This window comes from Cutibacterium sp. (genome assembly GCF_030525615.1).
In the GTDB taxonomy this organism is placed as follows: Bacteria; Actinomycetota; Actinomycetes; order Propionibacteriales; family Propionibacteriaceae; genus Cutibacterium.
In genome coordinates this window covers 459205-477361 of the sequence record NZ_JAUNEJ010000001.1, presented here as the reverse complement: position 1 = coordinate 477361, position 18157 = coordinate 459205, and the positions used below count along the sequence as shown (strand labels likewise).

Here is an 18157-nt window from a genome sequence, read left to right as displayed (position 1 = left end):
ACTTACCGAAGGCATCATTGGCACCTTGTCGCTGACCGCAATGATCGTCAGGGCAACGATTGCCCGCGAATGAGACATAAAGACCAGAACGCGGCACAATAGCAACGACAACCATGACACGGATGGGTGTCACTACCACCCAGGAGAGGGGTCACGTGCACATCGTCATTATGGGATGTGGCCGAGTTGGATCGAGCTTGGCCATCCTGTTGGAAAAGCGTGGCCACGACGTGTCGGTCATCGACACTGACGACAACGCTTTCCGCCGACTTGGGCCCAGTTTCAAGGGCAAGACGGTCAAGGGAGTTGGATTCGACCGCTCGGTACTTGAGAAAGCTGGTATTCGTGACGCTGACGGATTCGCTGCCGTCTCTAGCGGTGACAACGCCAACGTGCTGGCAGCGCGGGTCGTACGCGAAGAGTTCGGCCTGGATAACGTCGTAGCGCGCATTTACGACCAGGGACGAGCGGAGGTATTTGAGCGGTTGGGAATCCCCACAGTGGCAACCGTACGGTGGACTGCCGACCAAGTACTGCGAAGCCTCATGCCGGAAGGCTCCGAGCCAGCGTGGCGTGACCCTTCCGGTCAGGTCCGCCTCATTCGTGTCAACACCCACACAGACTGGGTCGGGATGAAGATCTCCGCCATCGAGGACCGCATCCACACCCCACTACCTTTCCTGCTGCGGTTTGGCCAAGGCATGGTTCCCGACAGCGCCACCCTGCTGCAGGACGGCGACGTTGTCTATGCGGCGGTCGAGGTGGAACGCGTCACCGAAATCGAAGACTTGCTGGCCAAACCACCGGTCAAGCGTTGATCGCTATCGCAGCGCCGATCACCTGAGGCAAGGAGAACCGTGAGAATCGTCATCGTTGGAGCCGGTAACGTCGGCCGGTCCATTGCCCGTGAGCTCACCGCCCATGGGCATCACATCTTACTTATCGACAAGAACCCCAAGGCCATCGAACCAGACACCGTCCCGGAGGCTGAGTGGCTTTGCGCCGACGCCTGTGAGCTGTCTGCCCTCGAGGAGGCCCACCTCGACAACTGCGACATCGCCATTTCAGCTAGCGGAGATGACAAGGTCAATCTGGTCCACTCACTGCTCGCCAAGACGGAATTCGGTGTACCGAGAACTGTGGCTCGAGTGAATCATCCAGGTAACGAGTGGATGTTCGACCAGGTATGGGGAGTCGACGTTGCTGTGTCGACTCCGCGACTGATAGCGGCTTTGGTTGAGGAGGCTGTGACCGTCGGCGAGTTGGTCCACCTGTTCACCTTCCAAAAGGGTCGGGCAAACCTCGTCGAACTCACCCTGCCCGACAGCTCTCCGCGTGTTGGTGAGCGAATCCGCGACATTTCGATGCCTGGAGACGCAGTTCTCGTTGCCATCATTCGTGACGGCCAGGGTCGTGCCCCAGAGCGTGAGGCCGCTCTGGAGGCTGGCGACGAGCTGCTGTTCATGGTCTCGCCAAACTACGAGCCTGATCTGGTCGATTTGCTGGCACCTCGCTGATCCGGATTCTCATACCCCGCGTCCCCGGAGTGTGCTGAACGACCCCAGACTGCGCTGACTGCGGGGGTGGATTGCGTCACCACCTATCTTCCATCCCCTCATTCTCTTCACACCCGCTTCGGTAATCGCCGCTGTTGCCACGTGTGACAGCGGGACAGCCAGCCATCCACCGAACGACCGCGATGGTGATTGTCGAGTGCATCCTGACGTTGGCGTAGGGATGAGGGGAAGGGGTCGTCTCCTATACGAAATATGCTCCTCCGGAATCACACAACCTCACCACGAGGCAGGCCGCAAACTCCACCATCTTTCTGAGATAGCTCGTCGACAATTCCGACTCGCCCAGGAAGGTTCGACTCACTCAGGAAGGATGGTGTACCTCGGGTTGTAGATCACCCGACGCCCATTAGCCTCGGTTATCATCCCCTCAACCTTGATCCTTCGTCCAGCACGCAGCCCGGGAATCCTGCGTCGCCCCATCCAAATCAACGTCACCGCACCGGTGCCGTCGCGCAGCTCTGCTTCAAGCCAGCGGTTTGTGCCACGCGGGTTAAGGGTCAGCACGTCAATTCGCCCTTGGAGGGACGCACGGGTACGCAACTTGGCTGCGCCGATCGTCGAAACCCCAGCATTAATACTGGAACGTTGCAGGTCGTCATCGGCAAGGTCCTCGTTGGACGCCGTAACCCGGTGCAGGACCCGCCGAAGCATCGACTCGCGAGGGGCGCGAGGGTCGGTGCCTTCGACCATAATCAGGACTCCTCCGGGCGCAAATCCTCAGGGACCTTCAGCGGGATGACATCGCCAGGAACGCGCGGGCTGTTGTCCCGACGCACCACGAGGTTGCAGAAGAACTCCAGCAGCAATTGACCGGTGGCGTCGAGCTTTTCGCCAATAGCCGATTCCCCCATGAGCACACCGCGCAGCAGCCAGCGAGGGCCTTGGGCCAGCCAGGTGCGAGAGACGTGGTAGCCGTCCTCGCCGTTGGGCCCCTTCATGGGGACAATGCGACGTAGTTCGGCACCCATCGGGCCGTTGCCGACATTGGCCTCGCCACCCTGGGCAGCGGTGCCACGAACCATCTCCTCGTGAACCTCGTCAATCATGAGGGTCGAGGCTGGGGCTGCAAAGAGAGCCACCTCAATAGCGGAGTTGCCCTGGACAACGAGAAGACTCTGCACCGCACCAGAAGTTTGATCCAATTGGATCTGCATTTGCATGTTCTTGAACGGGGTGACAATGAGGGAGCCGAAATCCAAGCGGTCGACATCGTCGGCATCAAGGTCAACCTCTTCGATGTCAAAAGGTCCGTCCTCGCGGTCGAGGTTGATCTGGTAGGCGGAGGCGTCTTTCTCCTCGCTAGGCTCTTCCTGCTTAGTGGTCTCCTCGGCCTCGGGGGCGTCGGGAACTATCTGGGTGGTCTCGAGCTTCTCGTCGATGGCCTCGTCCGTCTCGACGGCCTTGCGCTTTTTGCGACCGAACATTGTGTCCTTCCTCGACCGACACTGTGGTGTCAACGAATGCAGTCTATCCGTCTGCGGGAGGCGTACCAGAAACGCCAGTCGACCCATACCCGCTCTGCCCACGTTCAGTCTCGTCCAAATCATCGACCGGTTGGAATACTGCATGTGCCACGGGGACGACGACCAGCTGCGCTATCCGGGACCCTGCGTCCAGATGAACCGATTGCTCGGGATCGGTATTGACCAGTAGCACCCTCAGCTGGCCACGGTACCCAGAATCGATGATTCCTGGAGTGTTGACGATCGACAACCCGTAACGAACGGCCAGGCCAGAGCGTGGGTTCACCAGCCCGACATAGCCATCTGGCAACGCAATACGCACTCCCGTATCGACCATGGCCCGCTCCCCCGGAGCGAGGTCAACATCGTGGCGGCAGGTGAGATCGGCCCCCGCGTCTCCAGGCATGGCATAGCGGGGCACAGCCTCAGGCTCCGCCACAGTTGGCACGATGATGTCAGCCACGGTTGTCCTCCTCGTCACGAGAATCACCACGAGAGTCGTACGGAACACGCTCGGAGGACGCAGGAGCCAGATCCGGCGCCGTTACGTACTCGGACACGATAGCGGCCAATGTGTCGGGGTGACGAGTACTGACGATCCAAGCTTGATGGGGGTCAGCCGGATCGGCAAGTCTCAACACCAGCCCAGACTTGATCCAAGGCCGCGTGAGGAGGAAACACCCGACCTGATGGCTGGAGTGCATCACGGAAGCCATCGTCTCGGGGTCCATACCGCGTACTCGGTCGATCCACCGCCACTCGATAAAGGAGCGTCCTGCCCCAAACCCATCCTCCGTAACGACGATGCGTGCCTTTCCAGCTATGGCGAAAGCGGCCACGATCAGCGACACGATGATGACTGCCACGATGATCCCGATAGTCGGACTCGTCCACGCGCCGATCGCGACGATGAGCGAGAGGGCTAAGGCAGCGCCGATGAGCCACCACGACAACGATGCCCAAAGTCTTTCGGAGTAGACGATGGATCCGGAGGGGCGGGGGGAATTCACCATCACAGCCTAGTCGACGGCTCGGCACGCAATATGATGACATCATGATCCCAGAAAAGATCCTGTGGAAGATTTACGCGGCAGCTCTCGGCACTGTCACCACCATCGTCAGCCAGAAAGTTGTCGAAGGCGTGTGGAAGTTCGTGACTGGCGACGATGACACTCCCCAGCCCGATGACCCTGAGGTGTCGACCACGAAAGCGCTCTCGTGGGCGTTGGCCAGCGGCATAGGGATCGCTGGGTCTCAGCTGCTCATGCACCGCTTCGTCAACAAGCGTTGGATGAAGTTCAGCTCGGTCAACCCCATCACCGGCAAGAACCTCAAGGACGACTGAGAGTCTCACCCGTTCACAAGACAACGGCGCGCTAAGACACCCCAATGACAACGGACCTTCGTCTTCATCAAGACGAAGGTCCGTTCATGTCAGCGGGAGAATCAGACGCAATCGACGCAGTAGTACTGACCGTCACGCTCCTCAGCCAGCTGGGAGCGTCCCTTCACGAGGAAGCAGGACGCGCAGGTGAACTCGCCGGACTGGCGAGGCAGCACCCGAACAGTCAGCTCCTCGTGAGACAGGTCGGCACCAGGGAGTTCAAAAGCCTCAGCGGCTTCGACCTCGTCCTCGTCGACCTTTCCGGAGTTCTTATCGTTGCGCTGATTCTTGAGCTCCTCAATGGAGTCCTCACTGACGTCCTCATCAGTCTTGCGCGGAGCGTCGTAATCGGTAGCCATAGTCACCTTCCAGTAAGGACTCGAAACGTCGACAACTCGCATACCGCAAGCTGCGACGGCATAACATTCGCCCCCTTGTGTATCACACCTGTCAAACTGAGAAACAGCAGACCTGGTCATCAGGGCGGTACCATCACGCCCGAAGGCGGTAAGTTGGTACTCCAAGTCGGGAGGAAAGGTGGACGATGGACAGCGCTCTGAGCCCGCGCGAGATTCAGTCGCGGATTCGTTCCGGGGCCACTGTCGAGGAGGTGGCCGCTGAGGCGGGCGTCGGCGTCGATCAGGTGGAGCCCTTCGCCATACCAGTCCTCGCAGAGTTGGACCACATCATCGAGGTTGCCATGACGTGCCCGGTCCGCCGCGCCGGTGCGCCCGGGTCGCATCGCTCTCTGGGGGCCGTCATTTCCCGAGTTGCCAAGGCTAATTCGATTCCCGACGAGAAGATCTCCTGGCGGTCGTGGCGTCACGAAGACCGCACTTGGGCTCTCGAGGCTACGTGGCCCGAAACTGAGGAGGGCGCGCCAAGCGAGGCCACGTTCCGCTTCGACCTCAAAGGCCGCCACACCTCCCCTGAGGACGCCGGCGCACGCTGGCTCGTCAACGATCGCTCTCCTGCCCCAGCCGAACCATTGCCTGCCGGCGTGCCCGATCCCGATCAGGAGCCCACGCTGGATCTCAACGATGAGTTGGCCATCGTCCGCGCAGTGAGTAATCGGCCGCAGCGTCCCGCTGACCCGGACGCCGTCGCAGGGATGACCAAGCACGACGGGGTCTACGACTTCATCCCCTCCTCCCCCGACGACATGGATATGCTCTACGAAATGCTGGCTGGATTCCAGGAAGATTCGGTCAACATTTACGAGGGCCTGGACACGCCAGTTGTCGACCCAAGCTCCTCCCCGGAAGCTCAAACCCCCGATGGGTCTCAGGACGACCAAACCGACCCCCAGCCCAACGAGAACGAGCGCACCCCCGAGACTTCCCTTTCCCCTACGCCTAAACCAGAAACCGAGAAGGACACCACCGCTAAGAAGAAGACCTCTCGCACATCGAAGTCCACGAATACCTCGAAATCCTCCGGCACCTCGAAATCCAAGAGGGCTGGACACCAGGACAACAACGACGAGCCTCAGCAGGACGCCCTTGTTGAGGAGAACGAGCAGCCACGTAAGAAGCGCAAGCCTCGCAAGTCCAAGCGTGCGTCGATCCCGTCGTGGGACGAGATTATGTTCGGAGGCCCCACCCCACACGCATGAGAGGTCCCACAGATTGGAGATGTGCAAAACACCCGAGTCCGGCTACCCCCGGCTGGATTCGTGAGGGATCAGGACTCCTCACTGTCGAAGGGCAGGGTTTGCTCTGAAAGGGTCGCCTTGGACATTTCTCCGGTAATCCCCTGACGGTGGTGCCGACGACACAGCACCTCGTAGTGAATCTCCGAGGCACCGCCGATGTCTCCGACGCCGACTTGATCTCCCTCGCGCACCATGACCCCGCCGACGATACGGGCATTGTGTGTGGCTGGGCGTCCGCACCAACACAGCGGCGAAACGGGTGACTGGACGACGCGGTCAGCGAGTTCAACAAGCCGTTTGGACCCCGGAAAGAGCTCAGTGCGAAAATCAGCGAGGATTCCGAAACAGTAGACGTCAATGTCGAGGTCGTCGACGACTCGGGCGAGCTGGTCAATTTGTTCGGGACGGTAAAACTGCGCCTCGTCACAGATGAGGTAGTCAATCCGTCCCCCGCAGCTCAGCCGCGCCACGACATCGTGGTAGAGGTCCAGGGAATCCGTCACCTCGACAGCTTCAACGCTCAACCCAATCCGGGAGGTGATTCGAGCGCCTCCGGAACGATCGTGCATGGCGTACCTGACTCCTTGACGGTCATGGGCCGACTGGGCGTGGTCCATTTGCAGCGCAAGCGTGGATTTTCCGGAATCCATCGGCCCGGTGTGGAAGACAAGCTCAGCCATCTTCAGCCCTCGCAAACCTGGGCCAACAACGGAATCCTCATCTCTTGCGGCGTCAGCGAACCGTGCATACCGACCAACGTCAGTTCCTTCGGCGTGGCACGGCTCATGATGGCCCAGTCATCACGGGTGATCGCCAACACGTCGCCGAACCGGGAGCGAGTGGAGTCATCGACGTGTCCGAAGAGTCCCTGCTCGATGGCGTCATTACCCACGACGATCTGAGCACGATCGCCGAGTACCCGCTGCCAGCGTTGTGCGACCTCGCCGGGCCGTCGCGTGTAAATGTGGCGGAATCGAGGCTCTCCTGCCAGCAAATCGACCTCAGCGAGCAGTCCTGCCTCATCCTCCACCATGACGCGGTGGTCTTGCGGCACATCGACCATGCCGTGATCTGCGGTGACGACCAGGACGGTGCCGGCATCCAGCTCGTCAAGAAGAGCTCCAACAAGGTTGTCAACCCACATCAGACGCGATCTCCACGCGGAAGACTGCCACCCCTCGCCATGGCCAACGTGGTCAAGGGAGCGCTCGTAGACGTAGGTTAGGGAAAGGTCGCCAGCTCGAGAGGCAGCCAGAGTCTTGCGGACCCGTTCGTCAACGTCTCCCTCGTCACGAATGGCCACGAATCGCGGACCGCGCAGACTCGCTCGTGTCAGGCCGGACCTCTCGAATCGAGCTGGGCCGACACTGCTTACTGCCACCCCAGCTGCCGCCACGTCTTCGAAGGCCGTCAGATGGGGCTGAATGACCTCGGGGTCGTCCCCGTTGGCCCAACTCAAGGCATTCATGGCGCGTCCAGAAGGGGCACGAAAGGTGTATCCGACGACGCCGTGACGACCGGGTGTAGCGCCAGTACCGATACAACTCAGTGAGGTGGCCGTCGTCGAAGGCACCTGGCAGGTCAGGTCGTGGCACATGTGCATGTCCGACAAGGTAGGGGCCAGATGTCGGGACTGTTCAAGGTTCTCTCTGCCCATGCCGTCTACCAGCAGGAAGACATAGCGCTGCGCCTCTGGCAGGCCGAGTCCCGCCGGTCTCTGACCTTTCAGAGCCTGTCCCATGGCCGGCACAAGGTCAGAAAGAGTCTGCGCACCCGGCACCATCAAGCCTGGCGCCATGAGGTCAGGGGCAAGCAGCGAACTCATCGTGCTCCTCCAACGGCGACCTGCATCCGGGTGGCAAATTCCATCATGCGCTCAACCTGATCGGGGCCATCGGCGGCAGGACTCATCCGGATGATGATATCGTCCCCGCTCACGGCACCGGTGTACCCATGGTCAGCGGTACACGCCGGATTACCACAGCTGGCGGGCTCAAGGTCGATTCGCGACACCGCGCCCCACGTCATCTGAAGCCAGGTCTCCACAGTTGTCGCCAAAGGGTCCTTGCCGAACCTGTCGGGATGCTGGACTACCCGCGTCAGCACCACAGAATTCACCGCCGACAGCGGGATCGATTCACTTGAGGTGACAGCCTGCAACCTTCCTGCCTCAGTGCCTTCATCAGTGTGCCCGATGAGCATACGAGTGGCCGTGCGCAAAATGACGGTGAGATGGCGGTAAACCTCGTCGTTGGCGAAGTTTGCCTCTAGATGAAGCAAATGGTCAAGGACTTTCTCTCCCGCCAACGAGGTTTCCGCGACGTCGATGACCAGTTCTGGAAAGAATCCGCAAGACTGGATCTCGGCGGCTAGGGCCGGCGGAAGAGGAGTTCGGGCTTGATCGACAGACTCACTCACCGGCCCATCGTCCCACGATGAAGCCCGATCCAGTAATCTCCGAGATATGTCGAACCGGCCGTTCATCGGAGCCCGAGTCGAAGATGCCTTTCACAGGTGCCTGAGCACCGCCTTGCGTCGACGCGGATGGAAACCGCGAGTCATCGGATATCGCAGTTACGGGTCGGCCACCCATGTGCGCGTTCTGGGCAGAGTCGTCCTCACCAGTCCGCCTGGTACCGATGTGGGGAATGAACGTCATGCTAGCCATTCGCCGCTCACCCAGCGCAATATGTTGTCCATTGATCTGCTGTCCCAGCGAGGATGGCGCAATTTCCTTGGCCTGCCGGCCCCGGACACACAAGTCGTCGTCGATGTCAACGGGGAGAAGATCACCGTGAAGGCAGATCGGGCGGGATATGTCGACGTGCGCGTCAAGAACCATGGGCTGCAACCTGGCTGGCACGACGTAACTCTCTCCGCTGCCGAGGACACAACCACAGCGAAAGTCCTTGTCGTCTCGCGCAATACCCGTTTCGGCATCGTTTCCGACATCGACGACACTGTGATTGCAACCTCCCTGCCACGATCCCTGATCGCTGCGTGGAATTCCTTCGTGCGCACCGAGCAGGCGCGCAAATCGATTCCGGGCATGGCCCGGATGTACCAGAAGCTGCTGGAGCGTCACCCCGACGCACCCGTGGTCTACGTGTCCACCGGCGCGTGGAATACCTACCCGTTCCTCGTCCGATTCCTGGCCCGTCACGGCTACCCACAAGGACCGTTGCTGCTGACCGATTGGGGACCGACGAATACCGGCTGGTTCCGTTCCGGCGTCGATCATAAACGGACGGCCCTGCGTGAATTGGCCCGCGATTTCCCCAATATCGAGTGGGTGCTGGTCGGCGATGACGGCCAGCACGACATCCGGATCTACTCTGAATTCGACGAGCTGCAGCCTGGCCACACCCGTGCGATCGCCATCCGGGAGCTTTCGACCACTCAGCAAATGTTGGCCCACGGCACGACGACGGTGTTGGAAGACCATCACCGAGTGCATTGGACGCCTGAATCAGCCCCGCTGGTACGTGCTCCTGACGGCGATCAGTTAGCTCCTCTCCTAGACAAGGTTCTCAACCGCGAGCATTCCTCAGAGCGACCCTAATATGCGGATTTCGCGGCAATCGACCAAAATAGGTCGTTAGCGCGCGCTGCTAGGGAGGTACCGAGATGGCAGGAACGACGGTGGACGACGACTTCACCGAGAACATCATCGACGTCGATGTCTCCCGCGAAATGGAGAACAGCTTCCTCGAATACGCCTACTCCGTCATCTACTCTCGCGCCCTTCCTGATGCCCGCGACGGCCTCAAACCGGTTCAACGCCGTATCCTTTACACCATGGGTGACATGGGGGTTCGCCCCGATCGTGCCCATGTGAAATCGGCCCGTGTGGTTGGCCAAGTGATGGGCCAGCTTCACCCCCACGGCGACGCCGCCATCTACGATGCCCTCGTCCGCACCGCCCAGCCTTGGGCCATGCGTCTGCCTCTGGTCGACGGACACGGTAACTTCGGATCCTTGGATGCCGGCCCAGCTGCCATGCGCTACACCGAGTGCCGCATGGCTCCAGCAGCCTTGGCCATGATTGACGGACTCGACGAGGACACCGTCGATTTCGAACCCAACTATGACGGCAAGGAGACCGAGCCGTCAGTGTTACCGGCCGCCTTCCCGAACCTGCTCGTGAACGGAGCTTCTGGCATCGCGGTGGGTATGGCCACCAACATTCCGCCGCACAACCTCGTCGAGGTTGTCGCTGCCCTTCGTCACATGCTTGACCATCCGGACGCCGATTTGGAAGAAATCATGCGTTTCATCCCAGGACCGGATCTGCCCACCGGCGGACGGATTATCGGCCTTGACGGAATCACGAACGCCTACCGCACCGGCAAAGGCTCCTTCAAGATCCGCGCCACGGCACGCATAGAAAAGGTCTCTCCACGACGCCGCGGAATTGTCGTCACCGAATTGCCGTACATGGTTGGCCCGGAGCGGATCATCGACCAGATCAAGACCCTGGTGCAGGCCAAGAAACTTACTGGTATCTCCGATGTCAAGGACCTCACCGACCTCACCAAGGGCACCCGCTTGGTCATCGAGGTCAAGAACGGTATCAATCCGGAAGCGCTGCTGGAGCGGCTCTATAAGCTCACCAAGCTGGAAGACTCCTTCGCCATCAACGCCGTCAGCCTCGTCGAGGGACAGCCACGCACCCTCGGTCTGCAGGACATGCTGCAGGTCTACCTCGACCATCGCCTCGACGTCACCTTGCGACGCACCACATTCCAGCTCAACAAGGCCAAGGACCGCCTCCACCTTGTCGAGGGGCTACTGCTGGCCATCGTCGACATCGACGACGTTATCGCCATCATTCGATCTTCTGAGGACGCAGCAACAGCACGCACCCGACTCATGGAGGCCTTCACCCTTGACGAGGTGCAAGCCAATTACATCCTCGACATGCAGCTTCGTCGCCTAACCAAGTTCTCCACGATCGAGTTGGAGTCTGAGCGTGATGAGCTGCGAGAGCGTATTGAAGGCCTGACCCTTATCGTCAACGACGATGCCGAACTGCGTCGGGTCGTCTCGCAGGACCTGGCCGAGGTGTCGGCTAAGTACGGGACCCCGCGACGCACCGTCCTGCTCGGGGCAGCTCCTGCCGTTGCTGCCGCGTCGGCTCCCCTGGAGGTTCCCGATAACCCCTGCTGGGTGCTGCTGTCGGCCACTGGTCTGTTGGCCCGTATCGACACCGAGGACGCCCTCCCCGGTGATGGGGACCGGACCAGTCACGACGTCATTATCTCTCGTGCCCGGGCCACGGCCCGTGGTGATTTCACGATTATCACCAGTACGGGTCGTCTCGTCAGGGCACACGCCATCGAGCTGCCCAGCCTGCCAGTGACTGCCACCGCCCCATCAGTGGCCGGTGGTATACCGCTGGCAGACCTCGTTGGGCTGAAGAAAGACGAGAAGGCCCTAGCGGTGACGAGCCTGTCCGGGGAAGGCCCATCCCTGGCTCTGGGAACCCGCAACGGCATTGTCAAACGGGTCAATCCGGCACTACTCGGCAAGGATTTCTGGGAGGTCATCAGCCTCAAAGATGGTGACGAGGTTGTCGGCGCGGTCGAACTGGACGACGAGAATCTCGAACTGTGCTTCGTCACCGCCGGAGCCTCCCTGCTCCACTTCCCTGCCTCCTCGGTGCGTCCGCAGGGCCGCTCAGGCGGCGGTGTGACCGGTATCAAAGCCAAGGACCCGGTGATCTTCTTTGGTGCAGCTCCCCGCCATGGTTCGTCGGTCGTGACGGTGGCGGCTTCATCCCCTGCTGCCGCTGGCAAAGAACCCGGCTCGGTCAAGGTGACCCCCTTCGACCAGTACCCCGCCAAGGGCCGCGCGACTGGTGGTATGAGGTGCCAGCGCTTCCTCAAGGGAGAAACAGCGCTGGTACTCGCCTGGATTGGCCCTGATCCTGCGGTCGCATGTGCAGCATCTGGTGTTCCGGTCGAACTACCAGAGCCAAATATGCGCCGCGACGGTTCCGGAGATCAGGGACGCCAGCCCATCCTCGCCATAAGCACCCGAAGTCATGACACCGATAATGACGGCTCAGCCCCATCCGCCGGCACTGTCGATCCGGGCAACCACAAGAGCGATGGTGACACCCCGGATGGAGCTCTCATCCCTGCACCGCAGTCAGCGCCTGCGGAAGACTCACAGGAATCGCCGCACCGACGTCATCGCCGTGCCAATAATCACCACAATGACGAACCAGAACCAGATCTGTTCAGTTAATCAGGAGGCTGTGACCATGTTCGACGACCTGATGGATGGCAATGCCCGATATGCGGAGTCCTTCAGCCTGGCAGAACTGCCTGGGCAAGCAGCTCGAGGACTTGGGATCGTCTGTTGCATGGATTGTCGGCTCGACCCCCTTGCGATCTTTGATCTCAAGGTCGGTGACGCCAAGGTGCTGCGCACTCCCGGTGGCCGATTGACCCCCGACGCCCATATCGGGCTAGTGGTGGGTTCTCATGCTCTCGGGATTGATCGGATCGTCATCCTAGGCCACACCAAGTGTGCGATGGCCAGTGGTGACGACGCCTCCGTCATCGAGAAGGTGCGTCAGGCCGACGACACGGACCTGTCGGGCATGCGTATCGGGTCAACCCCAGATCAAATGGCCGGACTGCGCTACGACGTCGAGGTCCTGCGGCAGGACCCGAAAGTGGCTGCTGAAGTGTGCGGGATGATCTATGACGTCAGCACCGGACGGGTCAACCGAGTCTGTTGATTCTCCCCTCCTTGGCTGTGAATCAGCTGCCGCGAATTATCCGCGCCAGGCTACCTGAATCAGTGAGACTCGGCGGTGCTGACCGGAATCATCGCTACCAGGCCGACGACGAGCACCAGAACAATGCCGATGATCCCCCAGTACTGGTTGTTGTCGCCGCCGGTGACAGCGTGTCCCATCGTGACGAAAAGACCGAACAGGGCCGGGGTCAGGAAAGACACTGCTTTTCCAGTGGTGGCGTAGAGACCAAAGACCTCTCCCTGACATCCTGGCGGGCAGATTCGAGTGAGCAGACTTCGTGAGGCCGACTGAGCCGGACCGACAAAGGCGCACATGATGAGTCCAAGCACCCAGAACACCATGGCCGAACCGGTGTGGCCGATGAACACACCAATGCCACAAACTGACAGCACGACCAATGAGAAGATGATGAGGTGTTTGGGGCCGACCCGGTCGTCGAGACGTCCCAGGAAGATGGTCGAGATACCGGCGACCAGATTGGCCACGATGCCGAAGATGAGGACATCGGCAGAACTGAAGTCGAAGGTCTGGCTAGCGATCGGGCCGCCAAATTGGAAGACGCCATTGAGCCCGTCGCGGAACAGTGCTGAAGCGATCAGGAAGACGATGGTATTGCGGCTGATATGCCATATTCGCACCACACTGCGCCACAGCTCGGCATAGGCGTGTCCTAGAGCCCGAAATCCACGCAGCTTGGGTTCGGACTGGTTTGTCGGGCGCGGGCTGTCACGCAAAATGAGGAAAGTCGGCAGGGTCAACACCAGGACCCATATGGCGCAAAACAGCATTGCCACACGGATATTCATGCCCTCGTCGCTCGTCACCCCGAACCAGCCGACGTCCGGCTTGATCCAGGCGATGTAGATGACCAGCAGGGCGACGATTCCGCCCAGATACCCCATCCCCCATCCCAATCCAGAGATACGGCCAATCTTGCCAGGCTCAGCTACGTCATCGAGCATGCCGTTGTAGAGAGAACTGCCGACGTCCGAGATGACTGTGCCGACTCCCAACAACACCAGTCCCAAAACGAGGTAAGAGGGGTGGGGTTTGATGAAGAACAGCAATCCGGACATCACGGCAAGCATCCAGGTGAGCCACTTCAGGACCCTGACCTGGCATCCTCGCCTGTCCGCCCACTGCCCAACGACCGGTGCCAGCAAAGCGATGAGCAAACCGGCCAGACTCATCGTCCACGACAGGGCCGTCGTCGTGGTGTCCTGCGACCCGAAGTCGTCACCAACAATGTAAACAGCAAAGACAAAAGTGGTGATGACCGACGCGAAAGGCTGAGTGCCCGGGTCCCACATGGCCCAGGCAAACACCCGTTTACGTCGATCAGCCGACACGTCGGTTTGGCTCATGCTTGTGGAGTGTAGCGACCCGACATGAACACGTGCCTATGTCTCGTCAGGCCTCATCCCAGCACAACGGGTGCCCAGAAAGCCCCCAGAAGGATCGTCACCCCAATCGATACGGTGCCCGGAAGAACGAAGGGATGGTTAAGGACGATTCGCCCGACTCGCGTCGATCCAGTGTCGTCCATCTCCATAGCTGCAACCGTCGTCGGGTAATTCGGCAGCAGGTAGTAATTGGCCACCGCCGGGTAGCAGGCCAACATCACGATTGGAGACACACCTATTTTGGCCACCACTGGCATGAACGCGACCGTCGTCGCAGCGTGAGAGAACATCAGTGGCGCAGCAAGATACAGGATCACCGAGAGGAACCATGGGGCGGAGTGCAGGACCGAAGCCCCGGCATGGGTGAGGACATCCATGTAGTTGTTGACGAACATATTGCCCAGCCACGCTAATCCTAAAATGCAGATTGCGGCAGACATACCGGCACGAAATGTGCCTTGGGTCGTGATCTGTTTAACATCCTCGCGTGAAATCCAGCAGACGATCATTGCCGTCGTCAGCATGATGAGCATGATCGCCGCAGAGGACGTCATCGGAGGTTTGGCAAGGACACCTACTTCCTCTGATGAGACGGTGGCGTAACCGACCACCACGATAAGAGCGACGAGGAAAGCAACGAGGCTGGGAATGGCAGCCCGTTTCGGCTTCCACTCGGTATTGGAGACAGCAGCATTGTGGCTCACCAAGCCCTTGGCTTCACGTTCCTGATAGATCGGATCATCGACCAGATCCTTGCCTTGATGCGATGCGACAACGGCACCGACAGCGCACCCGATGAAGGTGGTGGGAATCGTCACTGCAAGGATCTTGAGATAGCCCACTCCCAACGGTTCGAGAACTCCGACTAATGCCAAAGTCGCCGCCGAGATCGGCGAAGAGGCCACCGCAACCTGGGATGCCACAACGGCTATGGAAAGCGGTCTCGATGGCCGGATCTTATGCTCCTTGGCCACTTCCACGATGACAGGAAGCACGGAATAGGCGGTATGGCCCGTTCCACACAGCAGAGACAGCAGGAAGGTCGCCAGTGGTGCCAGGTAGTTGATCTGGTTCGGGTGTTTGCGCAGCATGACCTCAGTCAGGTGCACAAGATAGTCCATAGCACCCGCGAGTTGGAGGGCGGCGATAGCGCAGATCACGGTCATGATGATGCCGATGACCGACCAGGGAATATCCTCGGCCACGTCGGTATGAAGGCCAGTGGCCGCGAGGACAATGCACCCCGCCCCTCCAGCAAGTCCGACGCCGACCCCGCCTAGCCGCGAGCCAATGACGATGAAGACGATGGCAACCGCCAAATGAAACCAGATCATCGTTGCAGCCCCCTCGGTGAGGACTCCCTGTCGATTTTGCCCATGTCGTTGCGCACGCCACCAGACTGTCGTCACACCATACACGCTCGCCTGCTTCTATCCATTCAGGACCATGACTTGTCTCCACGGCCTCTCGAAGAGAACCTTGGTGGACTACATTCTATCGCCGAAGCGGTTCACTGTAATTTTTCATACACGCGGTCTTGCGACGAGCGTTTGCGCACATCACGGCCTTGCAGAACCACCTCCGACAAGGCGACGGAAGGTCTTCGCGAGACATGGGCCGATTGGGAGCGGAGAGCCTGCTCAGGCGTCGATTTGTTCAGCGTCGAGACGGTAGGCCCCTTCGACGATGAATTGCTTGCGCGGGGCAACGTCGTTGCCCATGAGAATCTCGAACGTCCTCTCAGCCTCAGCAGCATCGTCAACAGTGATACGCCGCAAGGTGCGATGGCGTGGGTCCATGGTCGTCTCCTTGAGCTGCGATGCGTCCATTTCACCAAGACCCTTGTACCGTTGCGGTTCTTTGAACCGCACCCCCTTCTTGGTCAGCTGGGCGGCGGTGCGCTGGTACTCGGCGTCGGTATAGGTATAGAGATACTTGTCCATCCCGCGCTTGGGGTTGATAAGTTCAAAGCGGTGCAATGGCGGCACCGCAGAAAACACCCGGCCCGCTTCTACCATCGGTCGCATGTAGCGGAAAAAGAGGGTAGCCAACAGACAGCGGATGTGGGCGCCATCGGAGTCAGCGTCGGCCATGAAGATGACCTTGCCGTAACGGGCCTGGTCAAGGTCGAAGGTTTTTCCCGAACCAGCCCCGACGACTTGGATGATTGACGCGCACTCGAGGTTTTTGAGCATGGCACCCAGATCGGCCTTCTGAACGTTAAGGATCTTGCCTCGAATCGGGAGCAAGGCTTGGTGCTCAGAGTTGCGCGCCACATTGGCCGTCCCCAAGGCTGAATCACCCTCGACGATAAACAGCTCTGTGACGTCGGGGTCCGAGGAGCGGCAGTCCTTGAGCTTGGGAGGCAGATGGGAAGACTCCAAGGCGTTCTTGCGACGCTGATTCTCCTTGTGGGCGCGGGCTGCGACACGGGCCCTCGACGCATTGACGACCTTCTCCATAAGAGCGCGGGCCACTGGTTTGTCGGCACTCTTGGAGGAGGTCAGGAAGGCCGTCATCTTCTCCTCGACGATGCGTGCGACTAACCGACGCACAGGTGGGGTGCCCAGGACCTCTTTGGTCTGCCCCTCGAACTGAGGCTCAGCCAGACTCACCGTCACGACGGCGGTCAGCCCCTCCAGGACATCATCCTTGACGATCTCCTCGGACGACTTGAGAATGCGGGTCCCCTCCAAACCCGCATTGAAAGCCCGCAGCAGCCCTTGCTCGAACCCCTGGACATGGGTGCCGCCTTTCGGGGTAGCGATGATATTGACGAAGGAACGGACCGTGGTGTCGTAGCCGGTCCCCCACCGCAAGGCGATGTCCACCTCGAGATCGCGATCGACGTCCGTTGGTGTCATGCCACCGTTTTCGTCGAGCATGGGAACGGTCTCAGTGAACGAGGCCTCGCCCTGCAACCTCATGACATCATTGACGGGCTGATCGTTGGCAAGGTATTCGGCGAACTCTGAAATACCGCCGTCGAAACGCATCGTCTCGGAGACGGTCTCGAGGACATCGCCGGTCTCCGGATCCGTCTGGATACCCCGCTCATCGCTTATCACAACCTCTAGTCCCGGAACGAGGAAGGCTGTCTGACGAGCGCGATCAGCAAGTTTGGACCACGATAGTGTGGCGTCGGGCAGGAAAATCTGGCGATCCGGCCAGTAGCGCACCCGGGTACCGGTGGCACCCCTCTTGGCCTTACCGATCTTGCGCACCCCAGACTGCGGGGTGAAGCCAGCATCCGGGCCGTCCCCGTCGAAAATGCCGGGAACACCGTGTCGGAAGCTCATTCCCCACACTGTGGACTTGCGATCCACCTCGACGTCCAAACGAGACGAAACGGCATTGACGACCGACGCCCCCACCCCGTGCAGGCCGCCGGAGACGTTGTAGGCCCCACCACCAAACTTTCCGCCGGCATGGAGTTTCGTGTAGACCACCTCGACACCGCTCAACCCCGTTCTGGGCTCGATGTCAACCGGGATACCGCGTCCCTGGTCGGTGACGAGGATCGACCCGCCCTTCTCGAGAGTGACGGTAATACGGCGTCCGAAACCGGCGAGAGCCTCATCAACACTGTTGTCGAAAATCTCCCACAGACAGTGCATGAGACCGCGGGTGTCCGTTGACCCGATGTACATGGCGGGACGCTTTCGAACCGCCTCAAGACCTTCGAGCACCAGGAGATTCTTGGCACCATACTCGCGGCTCGTCGACGCCGTGCGCACCGTGCTTCCCGCACTGAGCAAGGTCTCAGCAGCGCCGGATAATGAGGTCTTGTCCATGGTCACGCAGACACCTTATCGGCAGGCTCGGACACGGCTGTGAAGTCAATGATCGACTCCAGCAGTGTTTATTACCCGATACAGCTGGGAACATTGCCGCGATGACGTAC

The 18157-nt window shown here is 60.1% G+C and carries 17 protein-coding genes and 1 pseudogene; 7 read left to right on the top strand and 11 right to left on the bottom strand.

Translation table 11 applies throughout. The annotated features are described in order from the left end of the window. Positions 1–122: 122 nt before the first annotated feature. Both Q4B98_RS02170 and Q4B98_RS02165 read left to right on the top strand, forming a co-directional pair. A complete protein-coding gene (locus Q4B98_RS02170) occupies positions 123–818 on the top strand; it encodes a TrkA family potassium uptake protein (protein ID WP_303195108.1) in 696 nt (231 codons plus the stop codon). 39 nt (positions 819–857) lie between these two features. Next, entirely contained in the window at positions 858–1517 is a 660-nt protein-coding gene (locus Q4B98_RS02165) for a TrkA family potassium uptake protein (RefSeq protein WP_303195107.1), read from the top strand. 357 nt (positions 1518–1874) lie between these two features. Here Q4B98_RS02165 and Q4B98_RS02160 read toward each other — a convergent pair whose 3' ends face one another. From Q4B98_RS02160 to Q4B98_RS02145, 4 genes are read right to left on the bottom strand one after another with little or no spacing between them, the layout of a single operon-like run. Beyond that, positions 1875–2267 (bottom strand): OB-fold nucleic acid binding domain-containing protein, encoded by a 393-nt coding sequence (locus tag Q4B98_RS02160; protein ID WP_303195106.1) that lies wholly within the window; start codon positions 2265–2267, stop codon positions 1875–1877. 2 nt (positions 2268–2269) lie between these two features. Next, a complete protein-coding gene (locus Q4B98_RS02155; protein WP_303195104.1) occupies positions 2270–3001 on the bottom strand; it encodes a DUF3710 domain-containing protein in 732 nt (243 codons plus the stop codon). Positions 3002–3044: 43 nt separating this feature from the next. Then, positions 3045–3503, bottom strand: coding sequence for a dUTP diphosphatase (gene dut, locus Q4B98_RS02150; RefSeq protein WP_303195102.1), 459 nt, complete (start codon positions 3501–3503; stop codon positions 3045–3047). Continuing rightward, on the bottom strand, positions 3496–4053 hold the full coding sequence (locus Q4B98_RS02145; protein WP_303195100.1) for a DUF3093 domain-containing protein: 558 nt from the start codon (positions 4051–4053) through the stop codon (positions 3496–3498). The genes dut and Q4B98_RS02145 overlap by 8 nt, the downstream gene beginning before the upstream one ends. A gap of 41 nt (positions 4054–4094) precedes the next feature. Here Q4B98_RS02145 and Q4B98_RS02140 point away from each other — a divergent pair, with 41 nt between their 5' ends. After that, the gene (locus Q4B98_RS02140) at positions 4095–4385 is read left to right on the top strand and encodes a DUF4235 domain-containing protein (RefSeq protein ID WP_303195099.1); all 291 of its coding nucleotides are present in this window, start codon (positions 4095–4097) and stop codon (positions 4383–4385) included. A 101-nt stretch (positions 4386–4486) separates the two neighbouring features. On the opposite strand, the gene Q4B98_RS02135 is transcribed toward Q4B98_RS02140, so the two are convergent. After that, a complete protein-coding gene (locus Q4B98_RS02135) occupies positions 4487–4783 on the bottom strand; it encodes a DUF4193 domain-containing protein (RefSeq protein WP_303195098.1) in 297 nt (98 codons plus the stop codon). Between the two features lie 179 nt (positions 4784–4962). On the opposite strand from Q4B98_RS02135, the pseudogene sepH reads away from it, so the two are divergent. Further along, positions 4963–6039 (top strand): annotated as a pseudogene (gene sepH / locus Q4B98_RS02130) (septation protein SepH); the annotation flags it as partial. A gap of 68 nt (positions 6040–6107) precedes the next feature. Here sepH and Q4B98_RS02125 read toward each other — a convergent pair. The 3 genes from Q4B98_RS02125 to Q4B98_RS02115 are packed head-to-tail and all read right to left on the bottom strand — an operon-like array spanning position 6108 to position 8562. Next, the gene (locus Q4B98_RS02125; RefSeq protein ID WP_303195612.1) at positions 6108–6764 is read right to left on the bottom strand and encodes a thymidine kinase; all 657 of its coding nucleotides are present in this window, start codon (positions 6762–6764) and stop codon (positions 6108–6110) included. After that, positions 6761–7903 carry an alkaline phosphatase family protein gene (locus Q4B98_RS02120; protein ID WP_303195097.1) on the bottom strand — a complete coding sequence of 381 codons (1143 nt, stop codon included), beginning with the start codon at positions 7901–7903 and terminating at the stop codon, positions 6761–6763. The genes Q4B98_RS02125 and Q4B98_RS02120 overlap by 4 nt, the downstream gene beginning before the upstream one ends. Then, on the bottom strand, positions 7900–8562 hold the full coding sequence (locus Q4B98_RS02115) for a DUF5998 family protein (RefSeq protein WP_303195096.1): 663 nt from the start codon (positions 8560–8562) through the stop codon (positions 7900–7902). The genes Q4B98_RS02120 and Q4B98_RS02115 overlap by 4 nt, the downstream gene beginning before the upstream one ends. Between Q4B98_RS02115 and Q4B98_RS02110 the strand changes: the two genes are divergently transcribed. From Q4B98_RS02110 to Q4B98_RS02100, 3 genes are all read left to right on the top strand, one after another. After that, entirely contained in the window at positions 8543–9640 is a 1098-nt protein-coding gene (locus Q4B98_RS02110; RefSeq protein ID WP_368492277.1) for an App1 family protein, read from the top strand. The genes Q4B98_RS02115 and Q4B98_RS02110 overlap by 20 nt on opposite strands. A gap of 65 nt (positions 9641–9705) precedes the next feature. Continuing rightward, complete coding sequence (locus tag Q4B98_RS02105; RefSeq protein WP_303195095.1) at positions 9706–12330, top strand: DNA topoisomerase (ATP-hydrolyzing) subunit A; 2625 nt, start codon at positions 9706–9708, stop codon at positions 12328–12330. Beyond that, positions 12299–12829: a carbonic anhydrase gene (locus Q4B98_RS02100; RefSeq protein WP_303195093.1), complete on the top strand. Its 531-nt coding sequence runs from the start codon at positions 12299–12301 to the stop codon at positions 12827–12829. Before Q4B98_RS02105 ends, Q4B98_RS02100 begins: the two co-directional genes overlap by 32 nt. Positions 12830–12888: 59 nt before the next feature. On the opposite strand, the gene Q4B98_RS02095 is transcribed toward Q4B98_RS02100, so the two are convergent. From Q4B98_RS02095 to Q4B98_RS02085, 3 genes are all read right to left on the bottom strand, one after another. Beyond that, on the bottom strand, positions 12889–14214 hold the full coding sequence (locus Q4B98_RS02095; protein WP_303195092.1) for an MFS transporter: 1326 nt from the start codon (positions 14212–14214) through the stop codon (positions 12889–12891). A 53-nt stretch (positions 14215–14267) separates the two neighbouring features. Beyond that, positions 14268–15587 (bottom strand): anaerobic C4-dicarboxylate transporter family protein, encoded by a 1320-nt coding sequence (locus Q4B98_RS02090; RefSeq protein ID WP_303195609.1) that lies wholly within the window; start codon positions 15585–15587, stop codon positions 14268–14270. 306 nt (positions 15588–15893) lie between these two features. After that, positions 15894–18047 carry a type IIA DNA topoisomerase subunit B gene (locus Q4B98_RS02085; protein WP_303195607.1) on the bottom strand — a complete coding sequence of 718 codons (2154 nt, stop codon included), beginning with the start codon at positions 18045–18047 and terminating at the stop codon, positions 15894–15896. Positions 18048–18157 lie beyond the last annotated feature (110 nt).